General features: G+C 67.1%; 12 protein-coding genes. 6 read left to right on the top strand and 6 right to left on the bottom strand.

Annotation, left to right across the window (positions count from 1 at the left end):
• Window positions 1-4: 4 nt before the first annotated feature.
• Window positions 5-1,558, bottom strand: coding sequence for a fatty acyl-CoA reductase (locus OIK44_RS05705; RefSeq protein ID WP_273669732.1), 1,554 nt, complete (start codon window positions 1,556-1,558; stop codon window positions 5-7).
• Window positions 1,559-1,959: 401 nt separating this feature from the next.
• Here OIK44_RS05705 and OIK44_RS05700 point away from each other — a divergent pair, with 401 nt between their 5' ends.
• Entirely contained in the window at window positions 1,960-2,811 is an 852-nt protein-coding gene (locus tag OIK44_RS05700) for a DUF6624 domain-containing protein (protein WP_273669731.1), read from the top strand.
• A gap of 24 nt (window positions 2,812-2,835) precedes the next feature.
• On the opposite strand, the gene OIK44_RS05695 is transcribed toward OIK44_RS05700, so the two are convergent.
• Both OIK44_RS05695 and OIK44_RS05690 read right to left on the bottom strand, forming a co-directional pair.
• Window positions 2,836-3,729 (bottom strand): alpha/beta hydrolase family protein, encoded by an 894-nt coding sequence (locus OIK44_RS05695; RefSeq protein ID WP_273669730.1) that lies wholly within the window; start codon window positions 3,727-3,729, stop codon window positions 2,836-2,838.
• A 42-nt stretch (window positions 3,730-3,771) separates the two neighbouring features.
• Window positions 3,772-4,392 (bottom strand): TetR/AcrR family transcriptional regulator, encoded by a 621-nt coding sequence (locus OIK44_RS05690; protein WP_273669729.1) that lies wholly within the window; start codon window positions 4,390-4,392, stop codon window positions 3,772-3,774.
• Window positions 4,393-4,551: 159 nt separating this feature from the next.
• Here OIK44_RS05690 and OIK44_RS05685 point away from each other — a divergent pair, with 159 nt between their 5' ends.
• Window positions 4,552-5,007 (top strand): YbaK/EbsC family protein, encoded by a 456-nt coding sequence (locus tag OIK44_RS05685; protein ID WP_273669728.1) that lies wholly within the window; start codon window positions 4,552-4,554, stop codon window positions 5,005-5,007.
• Between the two features lie 64 nt (window positions 5,008-5,071).
• Here the strand turns inward: OIK44_RS05685 and OIK44_RS05680 are convergent, their stop codons facing one another.
• Window positions 5,072-6,265, bottom strand: a complete 1,194-nt coding sequence (locus OIK44_RS05680) for an amino acid aminotransferase (RefSeq protein WP_273669727.1) — start codon at window positions 6,263-6,265, stop codon at window positions 5,072-5,074.
• 57 nt (window positions 6,266-6,322) lie between these two features.
• Window positions 6,323-7,399, bottom strand: coding sequence for a 4-hydroxyphenylpyruvate dioxygenase (gene hppD / locus OIK44_RS05675; RefSeq protein ID WP_273669726.1), 1,077 nt, complete (start codon window positions 7,397-7,399; stop codon window positions 6,323-6,325).
• A 218-nt stretch (window positions 7,400-7,617) separates the two neighbouring features.
• Here hppD and OIK44_RS05670 point away from each other — a divergent pair, with 218 nt between their 5' ends.
• Window positions 7,618-8,133 (top strand): Lrp/AsnC family transcriptional regulator, encoded by a 516-nt coding sequence (locus tag OIK44_RS05670; RefSeq protein WP_273669725.1) that lies wholly within the window; start codon window positions 7,618-7,620, stop codon window positions 8,131-8,133.
• Window positions 8,134-8,157: 24 nt separating this feature from the next.
• Here OIK44_RS05670 and tssK read toward each other — a convergent pair whose 3' ends face one another.
• Window positions 8,158-9,510 carry a type VI secretion system baseplate subunit TssK gene (gene tssK, locus OIK44_RS05665; RefSeq protein WP_273669724.1) on the bottom strand — a complete coding sequence of 451 codons (1,353 nt, stop codon included), beginning with the start codon at window positions 9,508-9,510 and terminating at the stop codon, window positions 8,158-8,160.
• 192 nt (window positions 9,511-9,702) lie between these two features.
• Between tssK and tssE the strand changes: the two genes are divergently transcribed.
• The 3 genes from tssE to tssG are packed head-to-tail and all read left to right on the top strand — an operon-like array spanning window position 9,703 to window position 13,036.
• Entirely contained in the window at window positions 9,703-10,176 is a 474-nt protein-coding gene (tssE, locus tag OIK44_RS05660) for a type VI secretion system baseplate subunit TssE (protein ID WP_273669723.1), read from the top strand.
• The gene (gene tssF, locus OIK44_RS05655) at window positions 10,176-12,014 is read left to right on the top strand and encodes a type VI secretion system baseplate subunit TssF (protein ID WP_273669722.1); all 1,839 of its coding nucleotides are present in this window, start codon (window positions 10,176-10,178) and stop codon (window positions 12,012-12,014) included. The genes tssE and tssF overlap by 1 nt, the downstream gene beginning before the upstream one ends.
• Complete coding sequence (gene tssG, locus OIK44_RS05650) at window positions 11,978-13,036, top strand: type VI secretion system baseplate subunit TssG (protein ID WP_273669721.1); 1,059 nt, start codon at window positions 11,978-11,980, stop codon at window positions 13,034-13,036. The genes tssF and tssG overlap by 37 nt, the downstream gene beginning before the upstream one ends.
• Window positions 13,037-13,050 lie beyond the last annotated feature (14 nt).

The raw sequence follows: 13,050 nt of genomic DNA, 5'->3' as shown, positions 1-13,050 counted from the left end.
GACGTCAGCTTGATTGAATGTCCAGTGTGCCGGCGCCGATGCCGGGCTCCGCTTGCGGGTACGGGGCCGCCGGCGCCGGCCTGTCCCGCAGCGCATAGCGGTTCAAGCCGCCCATGTGGACGCGGCACAGGTAGTCGGGCCAGTCGATCAGCGCCGGGTCGACGGGAAAACGGGCGCCGTCGCCGAAGCGCCGCGCCAGCGCCATCAGCGCGTCGTTGTGGAAGCGGCAGCGCGGCGCCGTGTAGAAGGAAAAGGTCTGCGCCAGCGTCTGCGTGGTGCGCAGCGCCTGCAAGGCCGGCGAGGGGCCGGCGCCGAGCAGGCGGCGCGCGCCGCTCCACAGGCCCAGGCCGGCGCCCAGCGCGCGCAGCATCAGCAGGAAGGCGGCGCGGCTGACGACGCGGAAGTCGCGCTTCGGCGCGCGGTAGAACAGCCGCTCATAGTGGCGCCAGTTGCGCCGCGCCTCCGTCTGGATCAGGTCGATGAGCGTGCCCAGCAGGACGGGGTTGCGCGAACCGCTGCACGCCTGGTAGATGCGCCGGCCGGCGCCGTCGCAGAGGGCCTCGGCGCCGGCTAGCACGATGCTGTTGGCGACCAGGTCGGCCGGCACGATGTCGATGACCGCGCCGGGCGTGGCCGGGAAGAAGCTGGTCTTGCCGCGCGCGTAGGCGAGGATGATGGCGTCGGCCACCTTGACGCCTTCGATCCAGCCGGCGGCCGGTTCGCGCAGCGTGTTTTCGATGATGGACGGGCGCACGATGGTCAGCGCGCGCCCGCGCATGGCGCGCATGGCCAGTTGCTCGCCCATCCATTTGGTGAAGGTATAGCTGTCGTTCCAGCCGTAGTAATTCGCCTCGGCGATGCCCAGCTCGGTCAGGCGGCGCGCGCGCAGCTGCGGGTCGGCGCATTGCTCCTTGATTTCCTCGATGCGGTGCTGCAGACGCTCCAGCAGGCGCGACAGGTCGTAGTGGCCGTCCGGGTGGCGCGGAATCGCCCCGCGGCTAGGCTCGACCTGCCGCTCATGCATGTCGCCGCGGCGGTAGCCGTTGACGTAGCAGGTCGACACCTGGATCAGCGGCGCGCCGGCGGCGCGCGCCAGCGCGGCGACGTTCAGCACGCCGACGGCGTTGATGGCCAGCGCCGCGTCGAGCGCCTCGCGGAAATCGACGCTGGCGGCGGCGTTGATGACCAGATCGGTGCGGCGCGCCAGCGCGGCGAAGGCGTCCAGCGGCAGGCCGAATGCCGCTTGCGTCACCTCGCCGGTGACGCAGTCGAGCTTGTCGGCGAAGAAGCGTTCCAGCCAGCGCGGGCGCTCGGCGCGCAGCTTGTCGAACACGGACGAGGTGGCGATCTCGCGCTCGAAGCGGGCGCGCGCGTCGGCGCCGTTGCGGCCGGCGCGTAGCAGCAGGGTGATGCCGCCGACGTCGGGCACGCTGCGCAGCAGTTTTTCCAGCACGACCTTGGCGAGGAAGCCGGTGGCGCCGGTGAGGAGGATGTGCTTGCCGGCCAGGGCTGCCCGAGCGTCCAGCGTGGGGAAAGTGTCCTTCAAGACGTGTTCCATGGGCTTCTCATCCTTCCGTTTGCATGCAGCAAAGATCAATCCAGCGCGGGGTTTGCTCCACTTTCCTTGTGAGAAGTTGTTCGCCGCGCGCGGAAAGCGGTGGCCGGTCCGCGCGCATGACAGGAGGAAAACCGTGTCAATACAACAATTGACTCGGGCCTTGATCTTAAAGCGAAACGCCGGACGGGCAGGGGGCTTTGGCTAGACTGCGCGAGCCAAACGCATGGCTGCGCGAGTCAGGCGGCCGGGCCGCGCACCTGGTATTGGACGGGGCCGCCCTGTAATTTCCGCAAAGTTTGTATTGATATAATCATTGAAATGTTCCAGCTTGTATGGCGAGCGGAAAGGCTGCGCGAGTAGTCCTGACGCTATTCCTATTACCACTAATGACGGGATTTCCTTTGATTGCACGTTGTATTCCGCTGGCGCTGATGCCCTTGCTTATGTGTTTTGCCACGCTGGCGTTTGCCAATGGTGGCGCCGTGCGTATTGACGGCGCATTGCGCGCGTCGGGTCCGCTACCCGACGGCGTCGTTGTCCTGGCGTTCAAGCTCGGCGGCGATGGCGGCGAGATGTTCCAAGGCGAGGTCGCGGATGGGGGCTATGTGCTCAACTTGGCGGCCGGCGACTACATCATCGGCGCGAAAGCGCCTGGCTGGGCGTCGCTCCAGCATAGCCTCACGCTGCCGGGGCCAAACAGCCGCCTTGACTTGTTGCTCCACCGTGAACAGGGCAGCGATCCCCAGCTTGCGGCGGAATTCGAGGCAATGGAGGCTGCGGATCAGGAAGTGCGCAATCGCTGGATAGCGGCGCGTCAAGATCCCGCTTTGGGCCGGGAGGTTGCCCTACTCGACGCAAGCAATGAGGCCAGGGTTCGGGACATCATCCGCAGCAAGGGTTGGCCGGGCGCGGAGTTGGTGGGAGGGAAAGCCGCCAAGGCCGTGTGGCTGCTGGTTCAACACGGCAGCGCTTCCCTGCTGAAGCAATGCCTGCCATACATGAAGACTGCGGCCGAGAAGGGGGAGTTGCCTTGGGCCAGCGTTGCGCTGAGCGTCGACCGGGACTTGATGTATGACGGCAAAAAGCAGCGCTATGGCAGCCAGTTTCAAACGAATCAATTGGGCAAGCAAGAAATGTATTCCGTCGAAGACGAGGCGCATCTTGACGCGCGCCGGGCCCAGATGGGACTGGGTCCGATTGCCGATTACAAGGCCCTGTTGCTGAAGTTGCACGCTGCGCCTGCGGAAAAGTAGCTGCCGCATGGCGGGAGATGCCGCTTACGCTTCGCTCAGCCGGGCCAAGCCAGGCTGCATGTCGGCGCAGCGCTGCTGCAACCAGTCGCTGACCAGCGGCCACAATACCTTTTCCTGGTTGCGCCTGAAAAAGCCGAAATGGCCGATCCGCGGCACATCGAATTGTTGCGGCGTCAGTTCGCGGTAGTCGACCGGCGCGCCGCTGTAGGCCCCGTGCAGCATGCGCGAACCGGATTCGAGCAGCAGCTCGTCGTCGCTGAAAGTCAGGGCCAGCACCGGACAGCGGACGCGGGCGTAGGCGGCGCGCGCGCCCGGTTCGCCCGACAGCAGGTAGTCCGGCGTCAGGCACCAGCGGCGCCATTGCGCCATCGCACCGCGCGGCACGTCGCCGATGACGCCGATGCGGGCGCCGGGGAAGTAGCCGAAGAGCGGGCATAGCAGCGGCGTCAGCACGTGCCACAGCAGGGGCGCCAGGCGCCGCGTCGCCGGCTGGTTATGGCGCATCGTGCCACTGCCGACGGCGATGTTGATGATGCCGGCGAGCCGCTGTATGGACGGCAGCAGCGGCGCGGTCTGGCCGCCGAGGCTGTGGCCGAGCAGGAAGAGCGGTGTGCGCTCCGGCGCCATGCTGGCGTGGCGCACGACGGCGTCGCAATCGCGCCCGACCCAGTCGGAAATGTCGGCCTTGCAGCCGCGCAGCGAGCCTTGCCGCGATTCGCCCATGCCGCGGTAGTCGAAGGTCCACACGCGGCAACCCTGGCCGGCGAGGTAGGCGGCGAACTCGGCGTAGAAGGATTGCGGTATCGCCATGCCGGGGGCGATGACGACCTCGGCGCGCAGGGCCTGCTGCGGTTCGTGGCAATACACGGCCAAGGTCTGGCCATCGTCGGTGTTCAGGGTGAGGCGCTTGGCTGCCATATGCGTGAGTCCTATCAAAAAGAAGCGTCGAAACGGTCTTGTTCAGACTTGGGAGGGCGGCGCCGCGTCGGCCGCCAGGCTGAGCCAGGCGGCGCGGCTCAGTTCCCCGGCGGCGGAGCGCGGGTCGAGGCCGACGCGGCCGCCCAGCCAGTGGCGCGACAATTCCTGCGCCGGCCCCAGCAGCAGAGGGCCGTACAGCTCGAACGGCAGGCGGCGCAGTATGCCTTGCTTGAACCAGGGCTTGAACAGCGCGAAGAATTCCTTGAAGTGGGCGGCGGTGAGGTCGCGGATCGCCTGTTCGTGGGCGGGGCTGACGGCCTGGCGGCGCGCGAACAGGAAGCGCGCCAGGTCCGGCTTGGCGACGATCCAGTCCAGGTGGGTGGTGAGCAGGGCGCGGATCGCCTGTTCGGCGTCCGGCGCGGCCCGTGTGCGGGCGATCAACTGGCCCCAGTAGTCGTCCAGGCCCAGGGCGAACAGGGCGGCGGCGATGCTCTCCTTGTTGCCGAAATGATGGTAGATGCTGCCGACGGACGCCTGGCTGCGCTGGCGGATGTCGTCGATGGTGGTCGCCTCGATCCCCTTTTCGGAGAAGACGGCGAGGGCGGCGGCCAGGATCGCCGACTTGCGGTCGGTCGATTGCGCTTGGATGTCGGGCGGGTTCATGACTAGAATATTCTTCTAGAATTTAGTTCTAGTCAAGCGGAAAGCTGGGGACAGACCACGATTTCCAAGAAATTCTTTCTTGAAAATCGTGGTCTGTCCCCAGGCTTGCTATCATCATTGCTCCATTCCCTTGAAACCCAACCTGCCGCGATACCGCCAATGAGCTTGCAATCCGTACGAGATTTCTTCTTAGCCAATCAGCTGGATATTCCCATCATCGAATTGCAGGTCAGCACCGCCACGGTGGCCCTGGCGGCAGAGGCGCACGGTGTCGAGCCGGGCCGCATCGCCAAGACGCTGTCGTTCCGCCTCGGCGACGGCCAGGTGATTCTGCTGGTCGCCAGCGGCGACGCCCGCGTCGACAACAAGAAGTTCAAGGCCGCGCTGGGCAAGGGCAAGATGCTGGCGCCCGACGAGGTGGCGCAACTGACCGGCCATCCGGTCGGCGGCGTGTGCCCCTTCGGCCTGGCGCAGGCGCTGCCCATCTATCTGGACCAGTCTTTGCGCAATTTTGACGAGGTGATGCCGGCCGCCGGCGCCGTGCACACGGCCGTGCGGATCAGCACGGCGCAACTGGCGGCGGTGACGCGCGGCCTCTGGGTAGACGTTTGCTAGTGCCGGCAAAAAAAAACCGGGGGCGACCCCGGTTCTTGTTTCTGGCTTGCTGCGTGCGCGATGCTTAGTCGATGACTTTGGCGATGGCGGCGGCCACCGTCGACAGCGTCGCCTGGGTCAGCGCGGCGATGCAGATGCGGCCCGATTCCAGCAGGTAGATGGCCGATTCCTCGCGCAGCTTGCGGACTTGCGCCACCGTCAGGCCTGTGTAGCTGAACATGCCGGTTTGCTTGATCAGGTAGTCGAAGTTGCGGTCGGGGCGCAGCGCGCGCAATTGCGCGTACAGACCTTCGCGCATGGCCTGGATGCGGCCGCGCATGGCGTTCAGCTCGCCCGTCCACTCGGCGTCCAGCGCCGGGTTTTCCAGCACGGCGGAGATGATGCGGGCGCCGTGCGTGGGCGGATTCGAGTAGTTGCGGCGCACGGCGGCCTTCAACTGGCCCAGCACATTGTCCGCTTCCGGCGCGTTGTCGCAGACGATGCTCAGGGAGCCGCAGCGTTCGCCGTACAGCGAGAAGTTCTTCGAGAACGAGCTGGCGACGAGCAGCGGAATGCCTTCGGCGACGAAGTGGCGGATCGCAAACGCGTCCTCGTCGAGGCCGGCGCCGAAGCCCTGGTAGGCGATGTCGAAGAAGGGCAGCAGGCCGCGCTCGCGCACCAGCGTGGCCAGCGTGCGCCATTGCTGTTCGCTGAGGTCGGCGCCGGTGGGGTTGTGGCAGCAGGCGTGCAGCACGACGATGTCGCCGGCCGGCACCTTGCCCAGCGCCGCCAGCATGGCGTCGAAGTCGACGTGCTGCAGGGCCGCGCTGTAGTAGGGATAGGCGTTGACGGTGAAGCCGGCGCCGCCGAAGATGGCGCGGTGGTTGTCCCAGGTCGGGTCGCAGATCCATACCTGCGCCTTGGGGAAGTAGGACTTGAGGAAATCGCCGCCCACTTTCAGCGCGCCGGAGCCGCCCAGCGTTTGCGCGGTGGCGATGCGCTTGGCGGCCAGCGCCGCGGAGTCGGCGCCGAACAGCAGGCGCTGCACCTGCTTGCGGTAGGCCGGTGCGCCTTCCATCGGCAGGTAGGGGCGCACGCCCGGGCTTTGCAGCAGCGCCGTTTCGGCTTCGGCCACGGCGCGCATGACCGGCAGCTTGCTCGCATCGTTGAGGTAGACGCCGATGCCCAGGTTAATTTTCCCGGCGCGCGTGTCGGCGATGAAGGTTTCGTTCAGCGTCAGGATAGGGTCGCCGGGGTAGGTTTCTACGTGTTCAAACATGGGATTCCTCAATTTATCAAACCGGCGCAAGGGGCTTGCGCCGTCAGGGGTCGGGCTTTAAGCCGTTTTCAGCACACCACGACGCACCTGGTCACGCTCGATGGATTCGAACAGCGCCTTGAAGTTGCCTTCGCCGAAGCCGTCGTCGCCCTTGCGCTGGATGAACTCGAAGAACACCGGTCCCAGCAGCGTGGCCGAGAAAATCTGCAGCAGCAGGCGTTTTTCGCCGCCTTCGGTTTTGCCGTCCAGCAGAATGCCGCGCGCGCGCAGCTCTTCGACCTGCTCGCCGTGGCCGGGCAAACGGCCTTCCAGCATTTCGTAGTAGGTGGCCGGCGGCGCGACCATGAATGGCAGGCCGGCCTTCTTCAGCGCGTCCAGGGTTGCGATGATGTCGTCGGAGTATAACGCAATGTGCTGGATCCCCTCGCCGTTGAACTGCATCAGGTACTCTTCGATCTGGCCCGAACCCTTGGACGACTCTTCGTTGAGCGGGATGCGGATCTTGCCGTCCGGCGCGGTCATCGCCTTCGACGTCAGGCCGGTGTATTCGCCGGAGATGTCGAAGTAGCGGATTTCGCGGAAGTTGAACAGCTTCTCGTAGAAGCCGGCCCAGTAGCTCATGCGGCCGCGGTAGACATTGTGCGTCAGGTGGTCGATCAGCGTCAGGCCGACGCCTTTCGGGTGGCGCTCGACGCCGTCGATGAATTCGAAGTCGATGTCATAGATCGACTTGCCGTCTTCGAAGCGGTCGATCAGGTACAGCGGCGCGCCGCCGATGCCCTTGATGGCGGGCAGGCGCAGCTCCATCGGGCCGGTCGGGATGTCGACCGGCTGGGCGCCCAGTTCCAGCGCGCGGGCGTAGGCGTGGTGGGCGTCCTTGACGCGGAAGGCCATGCCGCAGGCGGACGGGCCGTGCTCGGCGGCGAAGTAGGCGGCGGCGCTGCCCGGCTCGTTGTTGATGATGAAGTTGATGTCACCCTGGCGGTACAGCACCACGTTCTTCGAGCGGTGGCGCGCCACCTTGCTGAAGCCCATCATCTCGAAGACAGGTTCCAGCACGTTCGGGGTCGGCGAGGCGAATTCGACGAATTCAAAGCCCATCAGGCCCATCGGGTTGTCAAAGAGGTCGGACATTGTTGTGCTCCTAATTATAAGTATGGTGTAACGGGGGACGGGTCGGGCGCCGTGCGGATATTATCCGCCGGCGCGGCGAGTTGCTGCCACCGGCGCGACGCAGACCGGGGATTGGGTGATATGTTAGTGCGCAACCATCGCATTTTGTGCGCGTTTTGTGTGGACTTAAATGGGGTTTTCGCACAAAATATGCGGAAAAATGCAAAATGGAGAATGAAATGAGCAAGGTAGTCGTTGACCGCTACGATGTGGACCTGCTGCTGGCGCTGCAGCGCGACGGCCGCGCCACCAATAGCGCGCTGGGCGAGGAGGTGCACCTGTCGACCTCGCAGGTGAGCCGGCGCATTCAGCGGCTCGAAGAGAGCGAGGTGATTTCGCATTACGTGGCCGTGCTCAAGCCCGAGGTCGTCGGTCTGGGCGTGATCGCCTTCACCCACGTGACGCTGGAGCGGCAGGGCGAGCAGGGCGGGCGCTTCGAGCAGGCCATTGCCGACATCCCCGAGGTGCTCGAATGCCTGTCGGTGACGGGCGAGGCCGACTACATCCTGCGCATCGCCGTGCCGGATCTGGCCTCGTTCGCCGACTTCATGACGGCGTGCCTGCTGCGCCTGCCGGGCGTGGCCAACGTCAAATCGACGGTGACGCTGAAGACCATCAAGCAGACTTTCAGCCTGCCGCTGGAGCACATCAAGCGGCCGGCGCAGGCGCAGCGGCAAATCAGCTTTGCCAAGTGAGCACCGAGGCCCGGGGCGCGCGGCTCAGGAGGCGAGCGCCAGCAGTTCCAGTTGCAGGTCCTTCATCCCGCTCGGCACGTAGATCGTGATCGCGCGCGCTTTCAGCATGCGCTCGTACAGCGCGCCCTTGTCGCTGACGGCGAAGTAGTAGGTGCTGGGCCGCACCGGCACGGCGCCCGGCACCTGCGGCATGTGCGTCAAGGTCACGCCCGGCAGCGCCGAGGTGACGATTTGCTCGACGTCCTCGGGCGAGCCGACCTTGAAGCGGGTCGGCACCATCGCCACCAGCTCCAGCGCCGGCATGTCGGCGTTGACGGCGATGATGAGGGCGGTCTTGCGCTCTTCCTTGAGCGCGTCGAGCGTGCCGCGATAGTGCGTCACCTTGTTTTCGTCCTGCCAGAGCGGAATGGCGACGACGCTCGACGAGATGACGGTGTCGACCAGGTCGCGGATGATGGCGTCGACGCGGCTGAAGGCCGGCGCCGGATCGCCATGTTCGTAGGCGGGCAGGTCGTCGAGCGTGTATTTTTTCGAGAATGCCATCAGGCCGCCGGCCAGGGCCAGCAGTTCCACGTACAGGCGCTCCGGGTGCTGCTGCGCGGCGCGCGCGTAGTGGCACAGCGCCGCGCTGGCCGTGCTGATGGTGTGCAGCATCCAGAACGTGGCGATGTCGCCGCTGTGCACTTCGATGACGTCCGTGTTCGGCTGGCGCTGGAGCGCGTAGAGCGAGTCGATTTTCGCCTTCAGCTTGCCCAGCAGGTTGTCGCACAACTGCCGCAAGCCGGCCGCGGCGCCGATCGACACGCAAGGCGGCATGAAGCCGGGGTCGAGTTCAAAGCCGCCGGCGGCGAGGCGGCGCAGGCGCACCACCGGGAAATTCGCGTAGGCGCCGCGCGGTTCCGCCTGGGCCAGCAGTTGCACGGTGTTGCGCAGGTAGGCGACGTCGACGTTGAGGGCGTCCGTGAACAGGTCCGCCGTGTCGGCCTCGACCCGGGTGTAGCGGGCGGCGTCGCGCGCCGCGTCCGCGTCCGCCAGATTGCCGCCATAGGGTTTCAGCAGCGGCAGCGCGGCGTAGAAGGTGAAGCTGGTTTCGGCCGGCGGCAGGGCGCTCAGGTCCACCGGCGCCGGCAGCGGGTCCGCGTCGGGCGCCTCGTACAGCTCGCCGTCCTGGAACAGCAGCGACATCCGGTCGGCGCGCAGCAGCTTGTGCGCCAGCGCGTCGACGTTCCAGAGGACCGTGTACACGCCCCACAGGTTCGGGTTGATGGTGGCGGCAACCTTGCGCAGGCGTGCCTCGTGGTAGCGGTCCTGCTGCTGCAATTGCTGCGGCCCCAGTGTCAGGCCCTCGGACCACAAGACTTTGGCAGGGAAATTCATGGGCTTCTCCGCGTGGGGGGATGGGGCGGCGGCCGACGCCACAGGCCCCAGCATGCCGCGCCGGCCCGCGCAGGCTCTTGACGCCGCGCAAGGGAAGGCCCGGGCGCGCGAACCTTGCGCGAGCGCAATTTGTCGGACGGAAATCGGCCAATAATGGCCGCTCCCACCCACGCGGCGCCGAGGAGGTTGACCATGTCACAGCAATTCACGCCCGGCCTGTTCGAGCGCCTGAGCGGCGACGGCGCCGCGGCGTGGAGCCTGGAACAGCTCAAGGACGCCGTCGCGCGCGACCTGGAGGCGCTGCTCAACACCCGCATGGCGCTCGCCGGGCAGATGCTGGCGGCTTATCCCGAGGTCGGCAATTCGCTGCTGAATTACGGCTTGCTGGACTTCGCCAGCATGTGCCTGGCCAGCGAAGCGGACCGCAGCAGCATCTGCGCGGCCGTCAAGCGGAGCATCGAACGCCACGAACCGCGCCTGCGCGACGTCGGCGCGGCGCTGCGCCTGCACGGCGCCGGCTCGAACCGGGTCGACTTCGTCATCTCCGCGCTGCTCAGGGTGGGGCGCGTCGTCGGCCCCGTGCATTTCGACGCCGTGCTGGAGCCGTCGAGCCAGCAGTATTCGATACGCGAAGTCCGCCAGCGGCACAGGGAGGGCGGCGCCTGATGGAAGAGCTGCTGCCCTATTACGAGCGCGAGCTGGTCATTTTGCGGCATTACTGCCGCGAATTCGCCGAGCGCTTCCCGAAGATCGCCGGGCGCCTGCACATGGCCGGCGACGCCTGCGACGATCCGCACATCGAGCGCCTGATCCAGGCCACGGCGCTGCTGACCGCGCGCGTCGCGAAGCGGCTGGACAACCACTACCCCGAGTTCACGGAGGGTTTGCTCGAAGTGCTGATGCCGCATTATCTGCGGGCGTTCCCGTCCTGCGCCATTGCGCGGCTCGACGGCGCCGGGCCGCGCCACGGCAACGGCGGCGATGCCGTCGGCATCGCGCGCGGGACCGAGCTGGAGTCCGCCTTCGGCGCCGAGGTGCGCTGCAAATTCCGCACGGCCTACGAGCTGAACCTGACGCCGCTGGCGCTGTCGGGCGCCAGGTTCGATCCCCTGATCCGGGCGCCCGCCGGCGCCGGCCTGCCGCCGGACGCCGGTGCGGGCCTGAGCATGACGATCGAGGCGCGCCAGGGAACGCTGGCCCGGCCCGGCCTGGGCACGCTGCGCGTGTTCATCGACGGCGAGCCGTCGTTCTGCGCCGCGCTGCGCGACACGCTGTTCATGCGCGTGGCGCGCGCCTACGTCGAGGCGGACGGCGGCGAGTGGATCGCGCTGTCCGCGCCGCCCATCGCGCCGGTCGGCTTTGCCGACGACGACGCGCTGATTCCCTTCGGCGCGCGCTCGCATCCGGCCTACCGGGTGCTGACCGAGTACTTCGCCTTCCCGGAAAAGTTCAACTTCTTCGATGTCGACCTGGCCGCGATGCTGGCGCGCCTGCCCGAGGGCTGCGCCCGCGCCACCCTGCATCTGGCGGTGGCGGGCCTGCGGCCCGACTCGAACGTCGCGCGCATGCTGCGCAGCCTGGCGCCGGACCGGCTGCTGCTCGGCTGCACGCCGGTGGTCAACCTGTTCCGGCAGGCCGGCGTGCCGATCGCCGTGACGCAAACGGCGGCCGACTACGCGGTGCTGGCCAGCGCCACGCACGCGCATGCGTTCGAGGTGTATTCGCTCGACGCCGTGCGGATGCTGCGGCGGCGCGAGAGCGCCGGCAGCGTGACGGAGTTCCGCCCGTTCTACTCGCTGCGGCACGGCGAAGACGCCGGCGCGAAGGGCCACTACTGGGTGATGCGGCGCGACGAGGCGCTGGCCGCGACCAGCCCCGGCCACGAACAAAGGCTGACCCTGGTCGACGCCGACTTCGCGCCGCTGCGGGCGGAAAACAGCACCTTGTCGCTGGAGCTGACGTGCAGCAACCGCGAGCTGCCGGCCATGCTCGGCTGCGGGCACCCGGACGGCGACGTCGAAAAGCCGGCCTGCGCCGCCGGCCGGGCGATCCGCTTCCTGCGGCGGCCGACGCCGCCGTGCCGCTTCGCCTCGGCGCATGGCGCCCACTGGCGGCTGATCTCCCACCTGACGCTGAACCACCACTCGCTGGTGCAGGAGGGCTTGCCGGCTTTCCGCGAAATGCTGACCCTGTACGACTTGCCGCAATCGCCGATTTCACAGCGGCAGATAGGCGGCATCACCGGCCTCGCGCATGCGGAAACGGCGCTCTGGATGCGCGGCAAGCGCGGCGCCTCGCTGGTGCACGGCATCGAGGTGCGCCTCACGCTCGACGAGCAAGCCTTCGTCGGCAGCGGCATGCATCTGTTTGTCCAGGTCATCGACCAATTCCTCGGGCTGTACGTCCAGCTCAACAGTTTTATCGAGCTTGTGGCCTTGTCGCACAAAACCGGAGAGGAGCTGATCCGATGCAAACCGCGCAACGGCGCCTTGAACCTAGCGTAATCCAGCGCCTCATCGACGAACCGTACAGGTTCGAGTTCGTGCAGGCGGTGCGGATTCTGCTGCTGTTGCTGCGCCAGTCCGGCGTGGGCGGCGACGACGCCTTCGCGCATGTGCTGCGCTTCGAGAACAGCTTGTCGCTGAGTTTTCCGGCGAGCCAGATTGAATCCGTACACGCCCCGCGCACCGACACCATGCTGCGGCTGGCGCTGGAACGCGGCGAGCTGCCGCGCATCGGCATCACGCCGGCGTTCATCGGCTTCCTCGGCGTGGGCGGCGTGCTGCCTTTGCATTATTCGGAAAGCATCGCGGCCGCCCTGCATCGCGACAAGGGCGGCGCCGGCCGCGCCTTTCTCGACACCTTTTCCAACCGCCTGGTCGGCCTGTTCTACCAGGCGGGGGAAAAATACCGGCTCGAACAGCGGCGCGACGAACAGGGGCGGGACGCCTTGCTGCCGATGCTGCTGGCGCTCGGCGGCGTGGCCGAGGACGGTTTCGCCGGCGCGCGCGGCGTGTCCGCCGACGTGGCCGGCTATTATGCCGCGCTGCTGCGCACGCGGCCGATATCGGCGCACACGGTGGCGCGCGTGCTGTCCGACTACTTCGCCGTGCCCATCGCGCTGGAACAGTTCGTCGGCTGCTGGGACGCCATCCCGCGGGCGGCCCTCAGCAAACTCGGCGGCCCCATTGCCCGCCTTGGCTACGGCGCCACGCTGGGCGTGCGCCAGTGGCGCCGCGATTTGCGCGTGCGTCTGCGCATCGGCCCGCTAGACGAGGCCGACTTCGAGCGCTTCCTGCCGCGCGGCCCCGGCGCGGCTGGGCTGGAAAAGATGCTGGCGCTGTTCGGCGTGCCCTGCATCCAGTACGAGGCGCTTTTGCTGCTGCGTCCGCCGTGTGTCAAACCCCTGGTGCTGAGCACGCAGACGCGCGGCGCCGCGAAACGGCTGGGCTGGGACGCCTTTCTGACGGCCAGCCCCGGCAAGCCGGTGCGGGCGCAGGTGCGCTACCTGCTGCACCCCTCGTAGGCATTGCCTGTGTT

The sequence above is a fragment of the Janthinobacterium fluminis genome (genome assembly GCF_028595325.1).
Lineage (GTDB): Bacteria > Pseudomonadota > Gammaproteobacteria > Burkholderiales > Burkholderiaceae_D > Janthinobacterium > Janthinobacterium fluminis.
This window is presented reverse-complemented; position numbering and strand designations above follow the sequence as displayed.